This is a genomic window from Halorientalis regularis, assembly GCF_023698535.1.
Taxonomy (GTDB): Archaea; Halobacteriota; Halobacteria; order Halobacteriales; family Haloarculaceae; genus Halorientalis; species Halorientalis regularis.
Window position 1 is genome coordinate 128,676 of record NZ_JALJCL010000003.1, and the last position, 23,812, is coordinate 152,487.

Annotated in this window: 21 protein-coding genes, 1 tRNA gene and 1 pseudogene; 6 read left to right on the forward strand and 17 right to left on the reverse strand. The window is 68.3% G+C overall.

Features of this window, described 5'->3' with window-relative positions:
* Positions 1–22: 22 nt before the first annotated feature.
* The 8 genes from MU521_RS04690 to MU521_RS04725 all read right to left on the reverse strand — a co-directional run bounded on the left by MU521_RS04690 (position 23) and on the right by MU521_RS04725 (position 9,556).
* Positions 23–763 (reverse strand): DUF8081 domain-containing protein, encoded by a 741-nt coding sequence (locus MU521_RS04690; RefSeq protein WP_092688073.1) that lies wholly within the window; start codon positions 761–763, stop codon positions 23–25.
* 27 nt (positions 764–790) lie between these two features.
* The gene (locus tag MU521_RS04695; RefSeq protein ID WP_092688071.1) at positions 791–1,474 is read right to left on the reverse strand and encodes a MinD/ParA family ATP-binding protein; all 684 of its coding nucleotides are present in this window, start codon (positions 1,472–1,474) and stop codon (positions 791–793) included.
* Positions 1,471–2,271: a DUF7857 domain-containing protein gene (locus tag MU521_RS04700; protein ID WP_092688067.1), complete on the reverse strand. Its 801-nt coding sequence runs from the start codon at positions 2,269–2,271 to the stop codon at positions 1,471–1,473. The genes MU521_RS04695 and MU521_RS04700 overlap by 4 nt, the downstream gene beginning before the upstream one ends.
* 31 nt (positions 2,272–2,302) lie before the next feature.
* A complete protein-coding gene (locus MU521_RS04705; RefSeq protein ID WP_092688064.1) occupies positions 2,303–3,118 on the reverse strand; it encodes a DUF7856 family protein in 816 nt (271 codons plus the stop codon).
* Positions 3,115–3,453: a DUF7855 family protein gene (locus tag MU521_RS04710; RefSeq protein ID WP_092688061.1), complete on the reverse strand. Its 339-nt coding sequence runs from the start codon at positions 3,451–3,453 to the stop codon at positions 3,115–3,117. The genes MU521_RS04705 and MU521_RS04710 overlap by 4 nt, the downstream gene beginning before the upstream one ends.
* A 52-nt stretch (positions 3,454–3,505) precedes the next feature.
* Entirely contained in the window at positions 3,506–4,105 is a 600-nt protein-coding gene (locus MU521_RS04715; RefSeq protein WP_139171050.1) for a DUF7504 family protein, read from the reverse strand.
* 65 nt (positions 4,106–4,170) lie between these two features.
* Positions 4,171–4,476, reverse strand: a complete 306-nt coding sequence (locus MU521_RS04720) for a DUF7854 family protein (RefSeq protein WP_092688055.1) — start codon at positions 4,474–4,476, stop codon at positions 4,171–4,173.
* A 1-nt stretch (position 4,477) separates the two neighbouring features.
* On the reverse strand, positions 4,478–9,556 hold the full coding sequence (locus MU521_RS04725) for an LAGLIDADG family homing endonuclease (RefSeq protein WP_092688052.1): 5,079 nt from the start codon (positions 9,554–9,556) through the stop codon (positions 4,478–4,480).
* Between the two features lie 159 nt (positions 9,557–9,715).
* Here MU521_RS04725 and MU521_RS04730 point away from each other — a divergent pair, with 159 nt between their 5' ends.
* A complete protein-coding gene (locus MU521_RS04730; protein WP_092688049.1) occupies positions 9,716–10,846 on the forward strand; it encodes a hypothetical protein in 1,131 nt (376 codons plus the stop codon).
* Here MU521_RS04730 and MU521_RS04735 read toward each other — a convergent pair whose 3' ends face one another.
* Positions 10,847–11,176 (reverse strand): thioredoxin family protein, encoded by a 330-nt coding sequence (locus MU521_RS04735; protein ID WP_092688046.1) that lies wholly within the window; start codon positions 11,174–11,176, stop codon positions 10,847–10,849. It lies immediately after the preceding gene.
* A gap of 127 nt (positions 11,177–11,303) precedes the next feature.
* On the opposite strand from MU521_RS04735, the gene MU521_RS04740 reads away from it, so the two are divergent.
* Positions 11,304–11,537, forward strand: coding sequence for a hypothetical protein (locus MU521_RS04740; RefSeq protein WP_245681137.1), 234 nt, complete (start codon positions 11,304–11,306; stop codon positions 11,535–11,537).
* 142 nt (positions 11,538–11,679) lie between these two features.
* Here the strand turns inward: MU521_RS04740 and MU521_RS04745 are convergent.
* Positions 11,680–11,752: transfer RNA gene (locus tag MU521_RS04745), tRNA-Pro, on the reverse strand.
* Positions 11,753–11,840: 88 nt separating this feature from the next.
* On the opposite strand from MU521_RS04745, the gene MU521_RS04750 reads away from it, so the two are divergent.
* The gene (locus MU521_RS04750) at positions 11,841–12,245 is read left to right on the forward strand and encodes a DUF7522 family protein (RefSeq protein WP_092688043.1); all 405 of its coding nucleotides are present in this window, start codon (positions 11,841–11,843) and stop codon (positions 12,243–12,245) included.
* On the opposite strand, the pseudogene MU521_RS04755 reads toward MU521_RS04750, so the two are convergent.
* The 7 genes and pseudogenes from MU521_RS04755 to MU521_RS04785 all read right to left on the reverse strand — a co-directional run.
* Positions 12,242–12,843, reverse strand: a pseudogene (locus tag MU521_RS04755) (TrkA C-terminal domain-containing protein); the annotation flags it as partial. The gene MU521_RS04750 and the pseudogene MU521_RS04755 sit on opposite strands and share 4 nt — an antisense overlap.
* 340 nt (positions 12,844–13,183) lie before the next feature.
* Entirely contained in the window at positions 13,184–15,340 is a 2,157-nt protein-coding gene (locus tag MU521_RS04760; protein ID WP_092688037.1) for an ICP22 family protein, read from the reverse strand.
* Between the two features lie 66 nt (positions 15,341–15,406).
* Positions 15,407–17,446: a DEAD/DEAH box helicase gene (locus MU521_RS04765; RefSeq protein ID WP_092688034.1), complete on the reverse strand. Its 2,040-nt coding sequence runs from the start codon at positions 17,444–17,446 to the stop codon at positions 15,407–15,409.
* A 55-nt stretch (positions 17,447–17,501) separates the two neighbouring features.
* Entirely contained in the window at positions 17,502–17,879 is a 378-nt protein-coding gene (locus MU521_RS04770; protein ID WP_092688031.1) for a cupin domain-containing protein, read from the reverse strand.
* 46 nt (positions 17,880–17,925) lie between these two features.
* The gene (locus MU521_RS04775; protein ID WP_092688028.1) at positions 17,926–18,483 is read right to left on the reverse strand and encodes a metal-dependent hydrolase; all 558 of its coding nucleotides are present in this window, start codon (positions 18,481–18,483) and stop codon (positions 17,926–17,928) included.
* Between the two features lie 37 nt (positions 18,484–18,520).
* Positions 18,521–19,285: a CDP-alcohol phosphatidyltransferase family protein gene (locus MU521_RS04780; protein WP_092688025.1), complete on the reverse strand. Its 765-nt coding sequence runs from the start codon at positions 19,283–19,285 to the stop codon at positions 18,521–18,523.
* The gene (locus MU521_RS04785) at positions 19,282–21,282 is read right to left on the reverse strand and encodes an aldo/keto reductase (protein WP_092688022.1); all 2,001 of its coding nucleotides are present in this window, start codon (positions 21,280–21,282) and stop codon (positions 19,282–19,284) included. The genes MU521_RS04780 and MU521_RS04785 overlap by 4 nt, the downstream gene beginning before the upstream one ends.
* A gap of 81 nt (positions 21,283–21,363) precedes the next feature.
* On the opposite strand from MU521_RS04785, the gene MU521_RS04790 reads away from it, so the two are divergent.
* From MU521_RS04790 to MU521_RS04800, 3 genes are all read left to right on the forward strand, one after another.
* Positions 21,364–21,732: a DUF7475 family protein gene (locus MU521_RS04790; RefSeq protein WP_092688019.1), complete on the forward strand. Its 369-nt coding sequence runs from the start codon at positions 21,364–21,366 to the stop codon at positions 21,730–21,732.
* A gap of 7 nt (positions 21,733–21,739) precedes the next feature.
* A complete protein-coding gene (locus MU521_RS04795) occupies positions 21,740–22,639 on the forward strand; it encodes an alkaline phosphatase family protein (RefSeq protein WP_092688016.1) in 900 nt (299 codons plus the stop codon).
* A gap of 167 nt (positions 22,640–22,806) precedes the next feature.
* Positions 22,807–23,811: a zinc-dependent alcohol dehydrogenase gene (locus MU521_RS04800; protein ID WP_092688013.1), complete on the forward strand. Its 1,005-nt coding sequence runs from the start codon at positions 22,807–22,809 to the stop codon at positions 23,809–23,811.
* The last annotated feature ends 1 nt before the right edge of the window (position 23,812 follow it).

Below are 23,812 nucleotides of genomic sequence, written 5' to 3' on the forward strand. Positions count from 1 at the left end.
GGACCGTTCGTGCGAGTCCGGGTCACTCGTCGCTCCGGTCGGACCAGTCCTCGAGCGACCGCTGGGCCGCGTCCGTCGGCGTGTCCCGCGACGTTTCGCCGAACTGCTCGAAGGAGACCTCGTACTCCCGTGGCAGGCCGGAGACATCGACGCGGGCGTAGATGACCGGCGTCTCGCGGGCCGCGTACTCGATCAGTTCCCGCTGGGACCGTTCGAGCGAGCCGCCGCCCGTCTTGATCTCACAGCGGTAGCGTGCCACCGTCCGTCCGGCGACCGCGACCGACAGCGCGCAGTCGGGCTGCCAGCGCCCGGGTGTCCCGGGTTTCGTGACCGCCTGCGGGGACTCGTCTACGTCTATCGACAGCGACGTTTCCGGGTCGAGTTCCAGGTCGTGGCGCACGTACAGCGCCAGCGGCCGTGCCGTCCCGTCACCCGCCGTGAGCAGGGCCTCGCCCAGCGCGCCGTACTGGCTCGCGTCGACGCCGAACTGCCAGCCGTCGTCGGGCGCGGCCGCCGGGATCGACGCTCTGGTCCGACTGCCGGCGACCAGATACGCGTCGGCATCGGTGTCGTCCTGTGGCGCGACCGCCTGGATCCGTACCGGACTCTCCCCGCGTCGCGTCAGTTCGGCTGCGTCCGCACGGGCGTCTCCCTCACCCCCGTAGGAGAGTCGCTCGCCCGCGCTCGCGACCAGTTCCGCGACGGCGGAGTTCCGGTCGATGGCCGACGCCTTCACTTCGACCCGGAACTCGTCACCAGCCATGCGTGTGGCCGACACGGCCGTCCCGAATCAACCTCCCGGATTCGTCGCCGACCGGACGGTCGTCCGCACCCCCTCGGCGAGGGCTTCGATCCGCGCCGCCGCGGTACTCTCCGGCGCGACCCCGGTGACCGGCTGCCCCCGAGCCTGTGCGTCGGCCAGGGCGGCCGACTCCGGGATCGCCGTCACCGGCGCGCCGAGTTCCCGGGCGAGCGCGTCGGCCGTTCCAGCCGCCCCGGCGAGGTTCAGGACGATCCGGGACAGTCCGGCGTCCAGTTCCCGCGCCAGCGCCCGGGCCCGGACCGCGTCGGCGACCGCTGGCTCGGCTGGCGTCGTCACCAGCACGCAGGCCTCGGCGGCACAGAGCGCCAGCCCCACGTCCCCACCCAGTCCCGCGGGACAGTCGACGACCACTCGCCCGTACTCGGCCGCGACCGACTCGACGGCCGAGACCAGCCGTGTCGGCTCGGTCGCCCGCGCACCCGCCAGCGAGCGCCCGCACGGGAGGATGGCGACGGGCGTGCCCTCTCGAACTGCTTCGACCGGGTCGGCCCGCCCCGCGAGAACGTCGTGGAGGTCGGGGCCGCGAGCGGCCGGCAGGTCGGCCATCCCGAGATCAGCGTCGACGACCACGGCGTCCAGTGCGGCCGCCAGGTTGTACGCCACCGTCGACTTCCCGACCCCGCCCTTCCCACCGGTGACCGCCAGGATCATCGCACCCGGTCCAGCCGTTCGACCGGTACCGTCGCCGCCTCCGCGCGCTCGGCCAGTTCCGCCGCCCGGGTCGCCAGCCGCGACAGTCGCTCCACGTCACGGGAGAGTTGTGCGTCCAGATCGCGAGCGCCAGCGATACCGCCGACCGCACGGAGCGCCTCGGTCGCGTCCGGGACTCGCGTCGCCGCCGAGAGTCGGTCGGCGGTCTCGACGCGTACTGCAACGGCATCCAGCGCCGCTCCGACCGGCGCGTCCTCGGATCTCGCATCGGCACTGTCGCGATCCGCCCTGGCCCCGTCGCCGTCGGCTGCCCCGACGACCGGCCTCCGCCCGGCGTCGCCGGGTTCGGACACCGCCGAGCCAGCCGCTCCGGATTCGGGCGAGGAGTCATCGTTGCCTGTCCCGGGCGTCGGCACCGCGTCCCGTGGCGGGCGGGGCGCACCGAGCGCCCGGACGACGCCGTCCGCCGTCGACTCGGCGGTCGGCACGGTGACCCGTGGTTCGACGCCGTCGTCGTCGGCGTCGACCGGTTCGGTCTCCGCGACGGACAGCGGCGGCTCTGTCGGCGGTGCCGGACTCGCGAACCCCAGGGGCCGAACCTCGTCGGCCGCCAGAACGCACTCGAACCCGTCCTCGTCCCACCCCTCGGCGGGCACGCCCTGACGACGCGGCGGCCAGAGCGGGGCGTCGAGGCGACTCGTCAGTCGGACGCGACGACAGTCGCCTGCGTTTTCGACGCGACCGGTCACGAGCGTCACGCCGTTCTCGCGCGACGCGGTACAGGAGAGCGTCACCATGGGACGGGCTGGTCCTGCCTTCGGATATAAACTACAGGCGAAGGACCTCGGCGTCCAGCCAGTCGGCCGCCATTGCGGGGCCGTCGAACCGGTCACAGGACAGCACGACTGGCGCACGCAGGTCGGCGACCCGGGCCGCCGCCAGCACCGCCGTCACGTCGTCGACCTCGAACGGATCGGCCGGCGTCGCCCACGGCGCGGCCGCGACGGCGTCCCGGTACTCGTCGGCGATGGTGTCGGCGAGAGCCTCGCGGGCCGCCCGACGGCGGTTCGCCAGCCGATCTTCCAGTACCATCCGGCGTTCGCGGGCGTCCCGTGCCGCCCGGGCGGTCTCGGTGGCCGCGTCGTGGTTCTCGCGAGCGGCGATCAGATCGGTCCTCGCCTCCGTGAGGGCACGCATCGCCGCCGCCAGTTCGGTCTCCACCGCGTCGGTCTCGGCGTCGCGTTCACGAAGTGCCTGCACCCGCCCGCGCAACTCCGCCACCCGTTCGTCGAGGCGCTCGACCGCGTCGGCCCGGTCGGCCACGTCCGCCCGGGCCGGTCGCGTCGACACGTCCGGCACCGTCAGCGCTGCCAGTTCCGACTCGATCTCCGCGATCCGGTCGTCCTGTGGCGCGGTGTGACCCCGAGAGCGCGCCGCCGCCGCGAGTGCCCCCCGGATCGAGACGGACAGCTCCGGATACACCTCGCCGACCCGCTCGTGAGCGGCCCCTGGCTCGGGACAGGCGACGGCGACGGCCGCCCCATCCCCCCGGATCGCCGCGACGGCGTCGGCCCGCGAGAGGGCGAGGGCGCGCGCGTCGACGACGCGTCCCTCCCGGACCGTCTCCCCGTCGTCGACCCTCATAGTTCGCGGTCTTTCATCGCCGCCGGATCAGGATGGTCGTCGCCAGCCGCGAACTTCGCGTACGGCGTGCTGGCGTGCTCCCGGTCGGCGTAGGCTTCCGCAGCTTCCCGGACACCCTCGGGCACCGCTTCGAACTCGTTGAGCGGGTCCGTCCGTTCGACCTGCACGTCGACGCCGTACTCCGCCCGGAGTCTGAGTGCGAGGAAGGCCCCGAACTCGGTCTCCTCGAACAGCGCCGCACGGCCGAGTCGGCGCACGACCGTCTCCTCGTGGGCTTCACACGCGTTTCGGAGCGTCTGCCGAGCCGCCCGGGAATAGGTCACCACCAACAGCACAGGCGAATCGCCTGCCCAACACGTCAAAAAAGTATCTAAATTCGTCGACCGGCTACCCGACGAGGTTACGTGTCCGGACGCTGGCGGTCCCGTCCTCGTCGAGGCGCACTTCGGCGTCGAACAGCGAGAGGAGCGTGTCGATGGTCTGCTGGTCGTGCGCGTTCGGGTCGATGTGGAAATGGGAGGTGGCACCGACCGAGTGCAGCTGGCCCGTCAGGGCGTGGAGGAACTCGTAGGCAGTTTCCAGATCCACGTACTGCAACAGAGCGGTCAGCGAGTCGAAACAGACCGCGATCCGCTCGTCCCGTCCCGAGATGAACTCGCCGACCTTGATACCGATGCCGGTGAGGTCGCTCGCGTTCGAGATGGTCTGGACGGCCTGTGAGTCGATGTCGGCGTTCCCGCCGCCACCGCCGACCGTCTCGCCGACGACGATCACGCCGAAATCCGCCGGATCCGTGTCGTGAGCCGACCGCCAGCGGTCGAGACAGGCCCCTGCCGGCTTGGTGAAGGACACCCACAGGACGCTCACCTGGCCGGGTGCGTCCTGCGTGAGCAGGTCGACGCAGGTCCCGTCGGCCCCACTGCTCATCGATGGCGCGCCGAACATAACTGTCGTCGCGTCCCCGATTCGCTCGTTGATGTCTGACATTTCGGCTGTCACCGGCGCTCTGTCACCCTATTTGGGAGAGCCTGCTAAAATCCTTCGGGTGTTGTCTAGTCGCCCGACTGTCCCGCCCCAGCATCGGTGACGCGGTCGACCTCGACCGGGCCGTCGGACACCCCATCGAATAACGAGCGAACCCGCTCGCGAGCGTCGGGTTCACCGGTCGCCATCACGACCGCACCAGCCACACGCTCGGGGCTGCTGACCCGATAGGCCGCCAACTCGCCCTCGAACTCCGTCGCGTACGTCCGCAAAATGCCACGCACGTCACGCTCTAGCCCCTCCAGGTCCGTCTCACCGTCCTCGAACGATTCGAGGGCGTCTTCGAGGTTCCGTAACGCCGAGATCCGGTCCATCCTATGTCGTCCTGAGGTGGTCGTTGCGCGGTTCGTACACTTCGCCTTTCTGTTTGAGCTTGTCGATCTCGTGTTCGGCCTTCGACCGCTCCATCCCGGCCTCTTCGGCGTGTTCGAGCACGCGCTCGACCGGCGCACCCTCGTCGTACTCGTCCTCGATGTCGGCGATTAGCGTCTTCAGGTTCTTGATCCGGTCGCGCTGGCTCTTCGACGTGCCGGTCTCGATCACGTCCGCGTCGAGTTCGCCCGTCTCCGGGTCCATCCCGATGTCCTCCAGGGTGCGCTGGACGATCTCGATCACCCGCTGGGCGTCGGCCTGTTCGACGGTATCGGATAATCGGAGTCGGGCGCTCGCCTCCGCCAGCCGCACCAGCGCCTCCAGTTTCCGGGCCGTCACCGGCACCGGCGCGTCCTCGTCGGTCCCCTGGGAGCGCAGGTCGACGTAGAACTCCCGGATCTCGGCTTTGGCCTCCTCGGTCATCGTCGGGAAGACGTTCCGCTTGGCGTAGGCCACGTACTTCCGGAGCAGTTCCGCGTCGATTTCGGGCGCGACCTCGTCGGTGACCCGTTCGACCTCCTCCTCCGTGTAGTCCGAGGCACTCGTCTCCTGCCGATGGGTGTTCAGCTCCCCCGCGTAGTTGGTCGTCAGGATGTGTTCCGCGAGGTTCCGGTCTTCCTCCTCGTCGGGCTTGTCCGTCACCGTGAAGATCAGATCGAACCGGGAGATCAGGGCGGGTTCGAGGTCGATCTGCTCCGCGATTGGCTCGTACTGGTCGAAGCGACCGTACTTCGGGTTGGCCGCGCCGAGAAGCGAGCAGCGCGATTTGAGGGTCGCGTTGATGCCAGCCTTCGAGACGCTGATGGAGTTGTGGAGGACGACGCCTTCACTGACGAAGGTGTTCGTGGGTTCGACGGTCACGTCGTACACCCAGTCGCAGGCGTACTCGCCCTCGTTGGGAACCGTCTCCACGTCGGTCACGCGGTAGTACCGGAGGTCACACCGCCGTTCCAGTTCGTCCGCCCGACGCTCGAACTCGGCGAGTGCATCTTCGACAGCGGTTCGGGCCGCGTCGGCCAGTTCGGAGCGTCCGTCGGCGTCGTAACCGCCGTCCTCCGGGTAGTCGATCGTGCTCGTCGTCTCGTCGATCCGCTCACCGAGTTCACGGCCCGACCAGCCGACGACCTCGCGAATATCACCCAGCGTCTCGGTTCCAGTCAGTTCCCCACGCAACTCGTCGGCCCGCTCCCGAAGCGCGTCGAGTTCGTTCTCTACAGTCTCGATCTGGACGCCGTAGCCCTCGTCGAGGTGCGGACGGAACTTGCCGGTGAGCCGGAGTCCGAGCAGACTCCGTAGCTCCCGGATCTCCCGAGCAGCGCTGGTCGGGAGCACGTCGTGGTGTCGCCGGGTCTCGTTGCTCCGGTCGACGAACGCTCGAGCGTCGTCGTAGCGGTCGTCCGCCGACCGGACGACCTGATCGACGAACCGCTCGGTCGAGTCACCCGTCACGTAGACGTTCCACGAGTCCTCGGCCGAGTCGTGGTGGATTCGGGAAGCGACGCCGATCTTCGAGAGCGCGTCGGCGTAGTCCCGCGCCAGTCCCTCCGAAGCCGTCGAGAACGACATCGCCTCGCTTTCGACTCCCCCATCGCCAGCGAAGGCACCGACGAGGAACCGACGAATCTCCTCCTCGGAAGCCCCGAGAACCGACGTCGGGATCCGCTTGTCCCGCGCGGTGTGCATCACTTCGGGGAAGCTCTCCTCGAACCACCGGTAGAGTTTTGTCGAGACCCACCGCTTCGTAACGGTCCCCGCGGCGTTCGTCGTGTCCGTACTCTCCATCCCGAACACGTCGCACATCAGGTCGGCCGCCCGGGCGAGCAAACGGTCGTCCTGATTCGAGAACCCGATCTCGTGGGCCGATCCGGCGTACGAGTGGCCGTCCACGGTAAGTAGCCCGAGGATCTCGGCCAGATCGGGCGACAGTTCCTCGGGTAGAGACACGTCTTTCTCTTTGCCCTGCTGGATCTCGGGATCGAGTTTGACGGGTTCCGCCGAGTTCGGGAGCTTCCGGGGTGCGGGAACGAACGCGCCCTCTTCGATACTGTTTGCTTCGACGGTCCCGACTTCGCCGCCGTCGTCGACGAACATCGGATGTTCCGGCGTCACCAGCACGTCCCGACCGTTCGAGAACGTCACACGGACGAACTCGTCGGGAGCCTCGTGTCTACTCACTCGGTCGACCGCCGTCTTCTCGACCTCGTTCGTGCCGAGGTCGACCGAGTGGACGCCCACGTCCGCGACCGGCAGGATCTCACAGTCCACACCGTCGACGACCTCGCCCGGTCGGTCGGCCATCCGCTCGTCAACGAACTCGCCGATGTTCACTCGCCGACCGTCGGCGAGCAATACCTCCGAATCCGGGTGGTAGGACTGCTGTTCGAGCGCTTCGTGCATTGCGCTCCGATCGTCGGCGGCCATCTTGTCCAGTTCGTCGACCGCTGCGATGCCCTGATCGGCCAGTACGAGCGCTCCAGCCTCCAGTGTCCACTGCTGGCCGTCGCCGAAGTCGTCGCGCACGGCCGCCGCGGTAAGGCCTGCCGAGCTGCTGCCTTTCCCTGACGTGTAGACGGAACGGGGCGCGATTTCTCGGATATATTGTAAGAGCTGAGAGTTGTGGGAGACAACGTTGTTCGAGATGTAGTTGTGCGTTCCCTCAACTTCGAGGTCGTAAACCCAGTCGTAGTCGGGTTCGATTTCCGCTATCGACTCGATTTCGTCCCACAGAACGTCGCCCGTTGCGAGTGATCGAAGCGCCGAAACGTCCCCTTCTATGCCAGTGCTACCACCGTCCGCGACGAGGGAAGACTGCGTCGCTCTCTCAGCCAGACGCGCCTCGAACGCATCGACGATAGTCTGAAGGCTCTCTCGGCTCGGATTTCGGTCCCCGCGTTCGTAGTGTTGATACGTAGTGCGTGGCAGACCGCACTCGGCCTGCGTCAGATCGAGCGCCTCGCGGATGCGTCTGAGATCGTCCCCGAGGTTCGGGACGATGTCACGGTTCGTATTTCCGGGCGTCTTGTCGTACGATCCGGCCACCGAGGACTTCCGGTCAGTGACGAACCCGATTCGCTGGACGTATCGCTCGAACTGTGAACCGCTAATTCGCAGTCGATAGCTACCGTTGTGGCGCTCGGTGAGTTGCGATGTAATTCCGAGCGACAGCAGAAGGCTCCGGATGTTTTCCAGGAGGTCACGACTCATCGACGCGACTGTGATCTCGCGCTGAGACGCCGACACGTGGCCTTCACCTTCGACGAACGCGCGAACGAACGCAGTTTTCGTCCGACTGCTCGCCCCCATGATCTCGTCGGGGACGCGCTGTTCCGAGGACGATCCGAGGATGTTCTCGTCCAGCCGTCGGAGGAAGCTTACAAACTCACCCGACGAACACAGTATCTCGCGTGCAGACTTGCCTTCGCGAGGGGTACGTTCCGCGTAGTTCAGGTTGAGGCGTTCGAGTGCGTCAGTCGCATCTTCGAGTACCTCGCGGTCGTCGTTCGTAATGGAGACGTATCCGGTCTCGTTCTCGCGTTGTTCGACGTATCCCTCTGCCACGATGTACCCGAGCAGCCGTGCTAACCACGGTGTCCACGTCTCTGGCAGGTCCAATCGAACGGCATTTTTCGCCCGCGAGCGGCGATACTCGGCCTCGATTTCGTCGTCGCCCTCCGAGGGAATAGCTCTCGGGGTTGCGATAAACTGCCTCTCAGCCAATGCCTCTGCTTTCGTCGCGTCGAACCGACCCCCGGACTGGACGAACAGCGGATGCGACGGCGTGACTTCGAGTTCGTATCCGCTGGCCGTCCGGATACGGTACATACGGTCCGGCGCTTCGCGTTTCCAGACCTTCGTCGCGCGCCGGAGTCCTATTTTCCCGTCAGTCCCGAGCGATGGAACGTCCAGGTCCACCTCGTCGTAGAACCCGTCGTCGACCGGTTTCGGATCGTCGAGATTCGCTTCGACCAGTTCCCGGATCGGTCGTTCACTACCGTCGGCCAGTGTGACCCGGGTATCTCCGCGAACGCACTTCCCGGTACCCGGGTCCCCGATGAGAAGCATATGCAGGTCGCCCCGAATCCGCGATTCGTCGGGGAGGTGTTTCGTGACGCCCGAAAAGAGCTGGAGGATCATCGCCAGTTTGGCCTGGCGGTAGCCGTAGATCGAGGGGGCGATGGAGTCGACCATCTGCTCGTAGATGTCGTCTTCCTCCGAGAGGGAGACGATCTCCTTTTTGTCCTCGTCGGTGATGTCCATGTCCTCGAACTGCTCGTCCTCGATGGTGACCGCGGAGCCGTCCATGTACACGTCGAACATGGGCGATTTCTCCTGTTGGCCCCCTTGCTGGTCGAGGTTGAGTTCGCCGCTGACCCGGACGTGGTCGCCGGCGGTCACCCGGCCCGTGATGTCGTCCTCGATATTCACGTCGATGCTCTGGGGCGTCTCCCCGCCCCGGAGTCCCTCGGGGCTCTCCTGGACGCGTATCTTCTGTGCGTCGACGAACTCCGACTGGTCGTAGTTGATGCGGAAGGGGCCCTGGCGTTCACAGCCCTGGCACTCGTGGGGTTCCTGAAAATCGCCGGCGGACTGGGGGATGCGGGTGAGCGTGCCACAGCGCTGGCACTCGAAGGCGGCGGTCGTCACCTTGGGACGGACGTCCGTGGCCTTGCGAACGATGCCAGTGACGGCGATCAGCTTGCCGCGGTGGTCGGCGCGAATGTCGCGAATCCCGGTCGTCTCGGGCAGGTTCTGGACACGGACGTGGGCCTGTCCGAGTTTCACGTCGACGGGGAGGTCGTAGAGGCGCAACGCCTCCTCGGCGTAGTCCTGGAACTGGCTGGGGTGGTTGCGGTAGTCGTCGGCCAGATCGGGGTCGAACCGGTAGAGGTCCTGCCAGTCGACGTAGAGGGATTTCTGCTCGTTGGGATACTTCTGTGCGAGTTCACCGATATCGTTGCGGTAGTAGTTGCGGTAGAACTCCTCGAAGAGATCGATGACTTCGGTGTCCTCCGCGCGCGCCATCTGTCGTCACCGGGTTGTGCCCACTCGCCTAAGAAGGTTCGCAACGCAGGGTGGAAGTGGACGGCGTCCGGGACCGCTGGATCACCGGTAACCGACGGGCTGGACGGCAAACCGGTCGGATGGATAGAGTTAACACGCCGACCACACATCCCTGACGTGATGCGACGCCGCACCCTCCTCGCGACCGTCGGTGCCGGACTCGCGGCCGGCTGTTCGGAGTCGATTCCGTTGCTCGATGGAACCGAGGCCCCCGCAAACACCGATTCCACGCCACAGGACGGCGAGTCGCCCTCCGAATCACCGCCGACCGAGACCGCCGAAGCGACCGCGACGGACGCGGAGCCCACCGAGGAACCCACCGAGACCGAGACACCGAACCGGGCCGAGCGCCGCGGTGCCGAAGTCATCGGAACCGCCCGCGGCCACCTCGGCGACGCCTACGACGCGTACGTCGCCTTCGCCGGCGCCAGCCGAGACAGCGGCGGGAGCCAACCCACGCTGCTCGACGTGACCGTCGCGACCGAGGTGACGTTCTCGCACGTGACCGGTCCCGTCGGCAAGGCCCGCAGTACGCTCGAGGAACTCCCGCGTCGCGCCAGTGGCGAGCAGATCGAAGCGTCACGACGACTCCGGGGCGTCGCGACGTTTCTCGATCAGGGGATTCGCTGTCAGGACGACCTCCGTGGGGCCTACGAGGAGTTCGACTACGTTCTCGGCCGGATCTACGCCGATAGCACCGGAAGAGTTCCCAACGCCCTCGGCAGAATACGCACCACCCGGTCGGCCGCCGCCGGACACCTGGACACCATCGAGCGCGAGACGGCAGTCGAGGACACCGACGCGTTCGACCGACTCACTGCGTCGGCCTACGAGGCCAAGGTCGACCAGCTCCAGCGCGCCGTCTCGGCCTTCGAGGTACTCCCCGACGCGCTCGCGAACGTCAAGCGCGGTCTCGACGCATTCAGGAGCGCCACCCAGGACTACCGAAACGAGCGATACCTCTCGGCGGAACAGACGTTCCCGACGGCCCAGAAGGAACTGCGTTCGGCAAGCGACACGCTAGGAACCCTCGATGCTCCCGAGCCCATGACCGACGACATCACGGACCTGGCCGTCGTCACCGACGCGCTCGCACTGGCCGCCGTCGACCTCGAGACCGCCGCCAGCGCAGGCTCGCGAGGCGAACGCCAGAACCGCGAGACCGCCCTCGCCGACGCGAGGGCACACCTGCGTGCGTCCGACGTGGCCGTCGCGCGCCTGGAGATCGTCCAGCGCCTCCTCGAGGAGTAGTCACGCCGCGACGAACGCCTCGAGTTCGTCCGCGCCGACGAATCCCTCCGCCTTCCGCGCGACCGGTTCACCGTCGTCGAACAGGACGAGCAACGGCACGCTCTGCACCCGAAACCGGTCGATCAGTGGCGGATCGTCGCGGGGATTCACCAACCCCACCGGGACACCGGTCGCCCGCGCCACGTTGCCAAGCACCGGTTCCATGCTCTGACAGAGCGTACAGCCCTCGGTGTAAAACTCCGTCAGCGCGCGGTCGTGGTCGGCCACGAACGCGTCCAGTTCCGCCTCGTCGGCCAGCTGCACGGGTCGATTCTTCGTCTGTTCGCTCATACGCTACCACGGGGGTCGAGCCGTTTAGCCTCCGCGGCCTGCACCTGCCGGCAGTCCGCTCTTTGCCCGCGCCGACCGACCGAGCACCTGGCACAGCACCCTACGATCAGTGGCGTGGCGCGCGGCGATGACCGCTTCCACGTCCGCTACCGCGACCCGACGCGTTCGACGCTATCCGGACCCCCGACTGGGCCGCGAAGGCCGCCAGTTCCGTGGTCGAGGGGAGCGAGGTCGGACCGGTGACGGCGAGGGCGACGACGACTGGCTCGTCCAGAGCGTGCTGATACCCGTCCACGTGGCCGAAAACGAGGACGAGGCGCGCGAGATCGCCGACCGAATCGTCGCGAAAATCGCGGCGTGACGGACTTCGAGGGCACGCATCCGCACGAACGAACTGAGCGCGGTTCACTTCACGCGAGCGTAGCGAGCGTGAAGCAGTTTTTCCCCACGTTTTTGCAAAGGGGGTTCGCCGAAGGCGAATCCCCCTGCAGTAAAAAGTGGGATGGGACCGCCCGGATTCGAACCGGGGGTATGGCGTCCCAAACGCCAAAGGTTACCAAGCTACCCCACGGTCCCGCGTGTAGAACTGGCTCGTGGCCAGACGTAAGCGTTTCGTTGCAGTGCGGGCCTGAACGTTTTTGCCACTCGATACCGACCACGGAGTATGAATATCGGCGAGGGCGAATCGCTGGTGGACTACGACACGGGGGCGGCACTGGAAGTGGCGACCGACCACGCCGGGGAGGACCTCCTGGTCTGTGCGGAGTACACGCCCGAAGACTTCCGGGTAGTGTACCTGTCCGACCGCCTGCAGGCCGAGTACGACGACCTGTCGGAGGTCGTCGACGCTGGTGAGGTGTTCCATCACTACGGCCAACTCGACTTCATGAGCGAAGACCAGTTCGCGGAGTTCTACCCGACGGTCTCGGAGACACAGGCGTTTGTCGCCTACACCGACTTCGCGATCATCGGTCGGGTCGTCGGTGCGAACGAGGGGTTTTATCTCTCGGTCGCACAGGGCACCGAGATTACGCCGCTGGTCGACGCGGTGACCGAGATCGTCCGTTAAACACCGACGAAGAAGGCGATGCCGAGAGTGGTGGCGACGGCAAAGATCACCTGTAGTGGGCCACCGACGCGGATGTAGTCGGTGAACCGATAGCCCCCAGGACCGTAGACGAAGAGGTTGGTCTGGTAGCCGGCGGGGGTCATGAACGCCGTCGAGGCGGCGAAGGTGACGGCGAGGACGAACGAGAACGCCGAGGCACCCAGTTCGATGGCGACGGTCACTGCGACGGGGATCATGAGGACGACGCTCGCGTTGTTGCTGATCACGGCCCCGGTCGAGTCGTTTCAGCGACTCAGGTGATCCCTGGACGAGCGGAGTGCCCCCGGCTCGCAGCGAGACGTGGTCCATGCGTTTGCGGAACACCTCGCCCGCGCCGGAGCGCGAGGACGGTCGCGTCGAACTGCTGGCGGAACGCTGCTGTCGCCAGCGTCTCGCCGACCAGCTGGGCACCGGGGGCGACGACGACCTCGACGAGGTTCTGGCGCTCGTTTGCAGCCTCCAGTTCGGCCTCGTCCACGTCGATTTCGGGGAGCAGATCGAACCCTTCGGCGTCGCTGACCTCCACGAGGGTGCCCCGGCGCTCAGGACGAACATCGCCCCCACGGTGATCGCGCCGCGTTCGACGGCCGAGATGCCGCGTTCGGGATCGCTGAGGCCGATCAACGAGTCGGCCGACAGACCGAGGTCGGCGGCGACCGCCGAGAGCGGTTCGACGAGAAAGAGCGCGATCGTCACGCCGATAGCGGTGATGGCGATGGGCACCGGCTCCGTCGCGAACATGACGAGTGCGCGAAGATCAGCGCGAAAACGAACACCATCCCGGGTGTGATCGGCGCGAGTACCACGACCCACCTCTCTTGGGCCGGACTGGAAAAACTACAGGATTCACCCGGGCGTCGGCCGCTCGCGACGGACCCGGCGCGAATCCCACCGGCAGGTCACGCACCCAGCCGATCCCGGATGGCCGCGTAGGTCGCCGCGAACGAATCGTCGTCCCGGAAACACCCCGCCGCGACCCCGAGTGGATCCAGTCGGGCGACGCCGTTTGCCCCCTCGACGACGAACTGGAGTCCGTCGTCGGTACGCTCCCACTCCCCGCCGACGGTCCCCTCGATCACCAGCGCGAAGTAGCCGCCGGCCTCGGTCACGCGGTCGAGCTGGAACTGCGAGCCTGGGTCCGCGAGGTCGAAGTCCGCGAACGTCTCCGGGTCGTACTCCTCGGTGACGAGGCGGTCGAGTCGCTCCAGCGAGTCCGGCGAAAAGTCCAGGTCGTAGCCGGGATAGGTCGCCGCGAACGCCTCGGCGTTGTCGTGGAGTTCCGCCGGCGTCGGCAGGGTCGGCCCCGATTCGGCCGGCCCGCTGTCGCTGATCTCCGCGGCGAGGGCCGCCCGTTCGGCGTCGGCGTCCGGGTCGGACTCGCTGGCCCCCGCACCGGGTGTCGCGGCCGTCGGTTCCTCGTCGTCGGGTCCTGCGCCGTCGGCCGGTTGCGCGTCGACGGTTTCGGTGGGCTCGGCGGCGTCGGTTCCGTCTCCAGGGTCGTTCGTACCTGCGGTCGCCGCTGTCTCGTCCCCCTCCCCGGCCCCGTCGCCGCGGTCGACCAGCCCTGCCGCGACCGTCTCCGCGATGGCGGTTTCGACGGGAGATTTTCCCTCGGGATCGACGGTGGGTTCGGTAGCAAACGCTTCGTCTGCGGTCTCGCTGTCGGTGGCGTCGGTCACCTCGTCCGTTTCCGCGTCGACCCTGCCGTCATCGTCCGCATCGGTTTCGGCGGATTCGGGTTCCGTTCCCCCGTCCGAGCTGTCTCCGGTCGCCGTGTCGTCCGCCCCGCCGACGACCGACGCGGCCAAGGAATCGGTTTCGTCCCCCTCCGCCGGGTCGCCGTCGGCCGACCCCGACTTCGCTCCGCCCCCCTCGCTTACCACGCCGCCGTCGACCGACTGCGCGTCGGCCCCGGCCACCTGTGCAGGGTCGGCCGGGTCGTCGGCGGTCTCAGTGGCAGCGGTCGTCGGAGTTTCCGGATCGGCATCGGCACCAGTCTCGTCCGCGTCGGCGGCATCGCTGTCGGCGACCTCGCCGTCTGCACTGTCGGGTTGCACCGCGGTCAGGTCCTCGTCCTCCCGGTTCGTGGCGGCGGGTGTCTCCGTCGCTGGCGTCACGCCGGCCGTCGTCGCCACCTCGGGGACTTCGAGGGTCGCCCGGTCGGTCAGATCGTTGAACCGCGTGGCGAACATCGACGGCCCGGTCAGCGAGTCCTCCGCGACCGAGAACACCGGGACGGGAACCGGCGGTGCGCTAGTGTTTCCTTCGACGGCAACGACGATGTCGTCGTCCCGGCGGGTCCACTCGGCGTCGAGGCTCCGGACCAGCGTCTCGCCGTAGTAACTGCCGAGTTGCTTGACCAGTTCCGTGAACATCCCCGAGTCCATGTCCGACGCGCCGAGTTCGGCGTCCGCGAAGCGGTCGTCGTCCCACTCGCTGTCGGCGAGTTCGTCCAGTCGGGCGAGCGAGCGCGGCGAGAAGTTCAGATCGTACTCGTCCCAGAAATCGGCGAGTTCCTCGGCGAGAGTCTCCATGTCGCTCGTGTCGACGGGGTCCGGGTCCGGGTTCTCGGCCCCTTCGTCGTCGTCCTCGGTGAACCGGTCGGCTACCTCGCCGAACACCGGTTCCTCGGCGAAGGAGTGCCCGGCCAGCTCGAACACGTCGACGGTGGCTGGTTCGCCCTCGTACTCCAGCGAGACCGCCCAGCGCTCGCCGTCTTCCACCCACTCGCCGCCGCGCTGGCGGACGAGCACCTCACCGAGGTAGCTCCCGGCCTGGATGGTGTAGCGGGTGTGCAGGTCGGCGACGTCGTCGTCGCCCTCGTCGTGCATCACGTCGAGTTTCGCGCCCTGCTTGTCGGCGAAGTCGTCGAGTCTGGAGAGCGAGTCGAGCGAGTAGTCCAATTCGTGGGCGTCCCAGTCGGCGACGGCGTCGGCGGCCTTGTTCCGGAAGGTCGTCGGCGTCGGGTCCCGTCGCTCGGGCGCGGCCGCGTCGGCGTCGTCCCCCGGCTCGTCGTCCCCCGAGACGAGTCCGCGGACGGAGTCGAAAAGCCCCATGCTCCGGTATCCGGTCGCGGCGTGAATATGTGTTACGGGCACCGGACAGGTCCACCCGACGACCCGTCACTCCTCGTCGCGCAACTCCAGATCCGCGACGATTCCGGCCGGATCCCGGCCCTTTCTGATCCCGTCGAGCATCAGGAAGGCCTGGTCGGGCGCGAGGAAGTGCCGTGTCACCGCCCGCCCCAGCGGCGTCGGCGAGAGGCCGTCGATAAACTCGTACTCCAGCAGTTTCCCGAGGGCGTGTTTCGTCGGCACTTCCCCGACCATTCGGTCGTTGAGTCGCTTGGCTCCCTTCCCCGCGACCGTGACGTTGGCCAGCGTTTCTTCGACGGCGGCACTCTCGTCGTAGCGGGTGATGACGGGTTCCATGTCGCCTTTCAGGAGCTTGAACGCCACCCCGTCCTCGGTCATCTCCATGCTGTTGTGGTAGACGCCGTCGGGTTCGACCAGCATGTACACCGTCCCCTCGTCGTGGTAGTCGGGCCGGCCCGCCCGGCCGAGCATCTGCTCGAACTCCTGGACGGTGAGCCACTCGATCCCCATCGCCAGCGAGTCGAAGATCACCTGCGAGGCCGGGAAGTCCACGCCCGCCGCCAGCGCCGCCGTCGTCACGACCGCCGCCAGGTCCTGGTCGGCGAACTGCGACTCGACCGTTTTGCGGCGCTTGTAGTCCAGTCCCGCGTGGTACGGCGCGGAGTCGTACTGCAACTTCCGGGAGATCTCGTGACACCGCCGCCGGGAGTTGGTGAAGACGATCGTCTGCCCGCGGTACCCCTTCGAGGACTCCTGGTCGAAGGCCCGCTTGACCAGTTTGTCCTCCACCTCGAGTTTCTCGCGTCCGTCCGCGAAGGTCAGGTGTCGCTCGATTGGAACCGGGCGTTCCTCGAACTCGATCAACTGGGCACGGAGCTTCTCGGCCAGCTGACCGGGGTTGCCCACCGTCGCCGAGAGGTAGATGTACTGGGTGTCGGCGGCGGAGTCGTGCGTCTCCGTGTAGTGCTTCAGCCGCGATATCAGCCCGTCGAGCCGGTGGCCCCGTTCGTCCTCCCCGAGTGTGTGGACCTCGTCGATGACGACGGTTCCGATGTTCCCGAGATCCTTTCCTGTGCGGAGCGCGTGGTCGATGCCCTCGTAGGTACCGACGATGATGTCGGCCTCGGGGGAGAAGCGGTTGCCGTCGTCGTTGATGCGGCTGGCACCCACCCGGATCGTCACGTCCGCGATGTCGCCGTAGCGTTCCTGGAAGGACTCGTGTTTCTGGTTTGCCAGCGCGACGAGGGGGACGAGAAACAGCATCTTCCCCTCGCCGTTGAGGACGCGGTCCAGCCCGGCCATCTCGCCGATCAGCGTTTTGCCTGTGGCCGTGGCGCTGACCACGAGTTGATCGCGCCCGTTCAACACGTCGTTCTCGACGGCGAGACTCTGGACGGGGAGCAGGTCGTCGAACCGGCCTTCGAGTTTCGACTGGATGCCCGGGTGCAGGCCCAGCGAGTCGACGGACACTGGCTCTACGTCGTCCAGCGTCGCGCTGATCTCGTCGAACTTGGTGAGGTCGGGGTCGAGTCGGCCCTCCAGCAGGTTGGTGATGCGGTCCAGGTCCTGGACCTCCAGCAGGAGTTCTTCGAGGCGCTCGCGGGCGCTGGCGCTCATCGACCCCTGCATCGTCACCTGCCGGTCGAGTTCCTCCTTCGCGCAGTCGGGACAGATCGACTCGTCGTCGGCCTCGATGGCTGTCTCGCTCGTGATCGGGGAGTAGCGGCCGTCGCGGGCGCAGAACCGACAGGTCCGGACGACCTTCGCGTCCAGTTGGTAGCCGTCGAGCATCGCCAGCAATCGCTGACGACCGGATTGGGAAGTCTGCTGTGAGATGCGGATGCGCGACGCTCGCCGCGCGATATCGACGAACTCGTCGGGACTGCGCGGTTCCTCGCTGGTCCCCTCCTTGATCCGGAACCGGCCCGGGCGCGGGCCGGCGTCGGTCTCCTTGAGTTCGAGGACGGCCTGGAACAGTCGCTGGCCGTCCCGCTCGACGACCACCCGGTAGTCGTCGCCGGACTCGTGGAGGAACAGCGTATCGACCTGCGCGACCTGCCGTGACACGTGTCCCGATACTCGGGTGAGGTATTTCAGTCGCTCGGAAACCGAACAGGCCCGGTCACTCCACGAGTTCGATCTCGTCGTCGCCGTTGGGCACCGCACAGACGAACGCGCCCGCCTCGTCGCCGTCGTTGCGGTACCAGTGGACGACACCGGCGGGAATGAACAGCGAGTCACCCGCGGCGACCTGGTACACCTCGCCGTCGATGCCGACGGTGTACTCACCTGCGAGGACGTACTGCTCGTGTTCGATCGCGTTGGTGTGTTCGGGGATCTCGCCGCCCGGCGCGATGGTGAACCGCCGGATCGCGAAGTTCGGCGCGCCGTGGGCCTCGTTTATCAGGACGCCCTTCTCGACGCCCTCGGCGGCGTCGACCGTCTCGTAGTCGATGTCCTCGGCCCGTCGGATCAGGGGATCGGGGTCGCTGTCGCTCACAGTACTCGGTACGGTCGGCAGTCCCAAATCGCCACTGGTGGCGGCCTCACTCCACGATGGGTTCGAAGTACTTCGGGAGCCGCTTGCGCAGGGCGGTGTAGACGCCAGCGCCGGCGACGAGCGCCAGGGTCAGCCAGCGGATCGACCCGGGAAAGACGAGGACGACCGGCACCGCGAATGCGGCCGTGACGAGGAAGTCACGCGGCGCGCCGTCGTAGGGGACGACGTACCGGGCGCGGAGCCACCGGCCGGCGGCGTGGCAGTAGACGGCGTCGCGGTTGGTCCGCTCCCAGGGGCGCAGTTCCTCGCCGGCCCCCAGGGCGTCGCTGGCGGAGTGGACCGCCGCCGCGAGAAAGCCCACCGCGACCGCGACCGAGAGCGGCGTCGGTGCGACGAGCGCGAACCCGGCGGCCAGCGCCGCGGGGGCGAACAGCAGTGCGGGCGCGTGCAGCGTCCGGCGGTGCTGGCCGACGAACAGGTCCACGTCGGGCGCGGCGCCGCCGACGGCACCGCCGACCGCCGCGGCGGTCCCCAGCGACGGCTCCACGGTCGCGACGGCGGCCCCCAGCGCCAGTCCGACCACGACGTGTGTCGGTGCCATCATGGCTGTCCGATCCGGCCCGGCAGTTGACACGGCGCGGTTATGACTGTTCCGCCGCCCGCGGCAGGTAGCCGGCCACGAGCAGGTAGTCCCGGGCGAACAGCGCCAGCGACGGGGCCAGCACCACGGCGGCGAGAACCGCGAGTGGGCCAGCCGGAACGAGCGGGAGCAAGGCGACGGTGACGAACACCATCTGCAGACCCGACAGTTGCCGGCGGCGCTCGCTCGGGGGTACCTCGTGGACGGGGCGGTCGCGCCAGCGCCGGAGGCCGCGTCCGGTCTTGAACAGGTACCGTGCCAGCGACAGGGAGAGGTACCAGACCGGCAGCTGTCCCCAGACGACGGCGACGACCGGCGCGACCAGGAACCCGAGCGTGTCGAACGCCATGTCGAGCCGTTCGCCGAGGCGTGTTCCCCCGCCGGTTCGGCGGGCGATCCGGCCGTCGAACCAGTCGAGCGCGACGCCGGTCCCGTAACAGAGGCCCGGGAGCCAGGCGACCACTGTCGTCGGCGGGAGGACGACGAACCCGGCGACGGCGGCGTAGAGCCAGCCCCGGACCATCGTCACGGCGTCGGCGACCCGGAGCGCCGTCCCTGCGGTCGGGACCTGGGCACGGCGGGAGTGATAGAACCAGGCCTCGAAGCCGACGATCGGACCCACGACCAGCACCCAGGCGACCGCCGCAGTGACGTCCAGCAGGCGATGCAGGGCGGCCGCGCCGGCCGCGAGGACGAGGACGCTCCCGCCACCGAGGAACAGCCATCTGTGCCGCCGGCCGAACCACACGCGTTCGGTCCCGCTCATCGTGAAAACTCCGGATCTTCGAGGGTCGCGATCCGCTCGCGCGCTTCGGCGTCCAGTCGCTCACCGGCCGCCGCAAGGTTCGCGACGACGTGGGCCTGGTCGTTGCTCGACGGGATCGGTACGACCCCCTCGGTCACGTTCCACGCGAGCACGACCGCGGCCGGCGGGAGTCCGTGCTCGGCAGCGACCGATTCGAGGACCGGTTCGTCGAGGAGGCCCGGGGCCGACAGCGGCGAGTGGGCGATCACGCGGATGCCCCGCTCGTGGCAGAACTCGACGAGGTCCGTCCGGGGCTGGTATGGATGACGCTCCACCTGCACGACCGCAGGTTTCACCGACCCCGCCTCCAGTACCGTCTCGACCTGCTCGCGGGTGACGTTACAGAGCCCGAGCGTCCGCGCCCAGCCCCGGTCGTGGATCGCCTCCAAGTTGGCCCACGACTCGGCGAGCGAGCGGTCGACGGTGGGGGTCTCACCGCTCTCGTCCTCGGGGAATGCGATGGCTTCCTGCTCGGCGACGGGTTTCTCCGCCAGCCGTTCGAGCGGGCCCTGATACGCCCACGAGTCGGGCCAGTGCAGGGCGTAGCAGTCGAACGCCTCGATCCCGAGTTCCGCGCGGCTCCCGGCACACGCCTCTTCGACGTGGCCGTGGTTCGTGTTCCAGACCTTCCCGAACAGGAACAGGGAGTCCCGATCCGGCGTCCCGGGCGCGGCCAGCAGGTCGCCGATCCGGTGTTCGTTGCCGTACAGTTCCGCGGTGTCCAGCAGGCGGTACCCGGCGTCCAGCGCCGTCGCGATGGACTCGGCCCGGTCCACGTACTCGTCACCGCCGCGGTAGCGCGAACAACCGAAGCCGATCGGCGGGAGGCGGAGCGACCGGCCGGTCGGGTCGGCGGCCCCACCGGTCGCGGCGTCGGTCCCGCCGGACGCCGCTCGCCGCGGCCGGACGACCGGGCTCGGGGGTCGCGTCGCCGTCACGCCCGGATCGGCGACCGAGACCGGCCCACCGTCGGTGGCCGACCGCTCGACGGCCTCGCAGATCGCGACGACGTGTGCCCCGCGGCGGGCGGTGTCCCGAGGCCGTCGCCCGTCGGCGACGGCGGCCGCGAGCCGCTCGACGCCGTCGCGGTAGGTCCCGGCGCGGGTCGGGCGCTGTGGGGCCATCGGGGTGTACTCGCAGCCCTGGCGGCCGAAGGTGACGACACCGGGCTCGGCGTCGAGCGCGCCGGCGTCCCGGAGCCGCAGGGAGCCGTCGTCGCCGTGGAGTTCGACGCCGTAGAACTCCCGGCTCCGGTGGGGCGCGTAGAAACTCGCGGTCAGGCGGACGACCGGCCCCGACGCGAACGCGAGCGTCGCCTCGACGTGTGTCGGCGCGTCGGGGGTCGCGGACTCGCGGTCGGGCCACACGTCCAGCGCGTCGGCGGTGCGGACCCGTTCGACGGGGCCAAAGAGCGCGACGAGGACGGTGAGCGGGTAGACCGCGCCGTCGTACAGCGGTCCGACCGACAGGAAGCCATCCGGACTCCGGTGCCACTCGGTCACCCGGCCGACGTGGGCGTAGGCGTAGCCCAGGCCGACCCGGCCGAGCCGGCCGTCGGCGACGGCGCGGCCGGCCAGTCGCTGGGCCGGGCATCGCGGTGCGACCGGCGCACAGCCCAGCGCCCGGTCGCGCTCGGCGGCCAGCCCGAGCAGTTCGCGAGCGGTCTCGGCGTCGAGTGCGAGCGGTTTCTCGCTGTAGACGTGGCGGTCGGCGGCCAGCGCGCGCCGCGTCACGGTCGCGTGTGCGCCGTGACTCGTGAGGTTCACGACCACCGGGGCCCCGCAGGCGGCGAGTGCGTCCTCGAGGGCGGCGAAGGCGGCGGCGTCGTGGCGGGCAGCCAACCGCTCGGCGCGGTCGGCGTCGGTGTCACAGACGCCCGCCAGGGTGAGCGGGCCGTCCGCGAGCCCGGCCGCGTACTGGTCGGCGACGGCCCCCGCACCCACGAACAGGCAGTTCACATGTACAAACAGGGATTATGCATAATAAGTTCGTCCCCGGACGCGGCCAAGGTTGAAGCCACTCGCGCCCGCACTACGGCTATGGCAGAGACAGCCACGGGCGGCCGCACGATCGACACGGCATCGCTGTCGCCGCTACACTGGGTGGCGTTCGGCCTCGCGGCGATCACTGGGGTCCTCCACGTCTGGCTCGGGGTGCAGTTCATCTCGTCGCCGATGGGGATCAGCTTCCTGCTGGCCGGCGTGGGATTCTTCGGGGGCGCGGCGCTGGTGGCAGTCGACTACCGTCGGCGTCTGGTCTACGCCATCGGTATCCCGTTCACCGCCGTGCAGATCGTCGCCTGGTATCTGGTGAACGTGCCGGAGTTCTCGCCGGTCGGCTATCTGGACAAGGCCGTCCAGGCCGTCTTCATCCTCGTGCTGGTGGTGCTGTACCGGCGCGAGGGGTAACTGGCCGATGTTCGCCGACGACGCGGGTCGGGGCCCACTCCAGCGGGCGTTCCTCCGGGCGATCCAGGCGGTCGGCCGCCGGCTGGACTACGGTACCCACGTCTACGATCACGAGTGGGACCTGTTGGTCGTTCTCGATAGCTGTCGACCCGACGCTCTGGCGACCGTCGGCGCGCCCTTCCCGTTCGTGGACGAGATCGACCGGCGCCGGTCGGTCGGGAGCTGTTCCTCGGAGTGGCTGACACGGACCTTCGGCGCGGAGCGGGCCGACGCCGTCGCCGAGACGGCCATGGTGACGGGCAACACGTGGACCGACCGGTACCTCGACGCCGACGCCTTCGCCGCTCTCGACGAGGTGTGGAAGTACGCCTGGGACGACGACATCGGAACGGTCCGAGCCGCTGCCATCACCGACCGGGCCGTCGCGCTGGCCCGGAACCGGAACCCCGAACGACTGGTCGTCCACTACATGCAACCCCACCATCCGTTCGTCCCGGACCCGGTCACGGGCGACGCGGGCATGGCCCGGACCGGGAACCGAAGTAGCGACACGAACCCGTGGGTTGCGCTCCGGCGCGGCGAGGTGTCCGTCGAGCGAGTGTGGCGGGCATACGAGGCCAACCTCCGGTACGCCCTCGAATCGGTCGGCGTCCTCCTCGACAACGTCACAGCCGACCGTGCCGTAATCACCGCCGATCACGCCAACCTTCTCGGCGAGTGGGGGCTGTACGGCCACCCGATGCACGCGCCGGTGCCGGCGCTGGTGACCGTCCCGTGGGTCGAAACCGAAGGACGGGATCGAGGAACGTTCGACCCGACGCTGTCCCCACCGGAGCCGTTGCCGGTGGGGCGGGTCTACGGAACCGGCGACGCGACCGACCGGTTGGCGGCGCTGGGCTACCGCTAGACATTCGTACGCGCGACGAGGGGCCTGTCCTGGATTTCCGCCACACACAGTTTTTATCAGCTACAGTCCTTGGCAATGCCATGGCGATTCAGCCTCCGTCGGCGTTCCGGACCGAGTTCGTGAATGGGATCGACGACCGTCGTTGCCCAGTTCGGGCGTGATCGACCGTGGCTGCACGCTCGCTGTACTTCACCGGACCGCGTGAGGTCACAGTTCGTGAACGGCCGGTCCCGGACCCCGGCCCCGATCAGGTCCGCGTCCGGACCGAACGCTCGGCCATCAGCCCCGGCACGGAACTGTTGCTCTACCGGGACGAAGTGCCAGCCGACATCGAGATCGACGAGACCATCGACGTACTCGACGGAACCCTCTCGTACCCGCTCCAGTACGGCTACGCGGCCGTCGGTCGCGTGAGCGTGACCGGCGCGAACGTCGACTCCGACTGGGAGGGGCGTCGCGTGTTCGCGTTCCACCCCCACGAGAGTCACTTCCTCGCGACCCCGTCGGAACTGATCCCGGTCGACCAGCCCGCCGAGCGAGCGACGCTTCTGGCCAACGCCGAGGCCGCCGTCAACTTCGTGATGGACGGGCGGCCACGCGTCGGGGATCGAGTCGCCATCTTCGGCCAGGGAATCGTCGGCCTGCTGACGACCGCCGTCCTGTCGGAGTTCCCCCTTGGCGAGTTGGTGACCGTCGATCCCTACGAGCGGCGGCGGGACATCTCGGAACGACTCGGTGCTGATACGGCCGTGGCCGACGCCACGGCACTGGCGGACGCGGTGGCGACCGACCACGTCGAGGGGGCAGACCTGACCTTCGAGCTCTCGGGCAACCCCGACGCCCTCGACGATGCCATCGACGCGACGGGCTACGCCGGGCAGGTGATCGTCGGGTCGTGGTACGGCAACAAACCGGCGACCCTGCACCTCGGGGGGGAGTTCCACCGCAGTCACGTCCGGATCCGGAGCAGTCAGGTCAGCCGCATCGACCCGGACCACACCGGCCGCTGGGACAAGGAGCGACGGCTCTCGCTGGTCCGTGACCTGCTGGCCGAGGTCGACACGTCGGCGCTGTACAGTCACGAGTTCCCCGTCGAACGGGCCGGCGACGCCTACGAACTGCTCGATGGCTCCCCCGAGCGCGCGCTGGGTGTTCTGTTGACATACCAGTGAC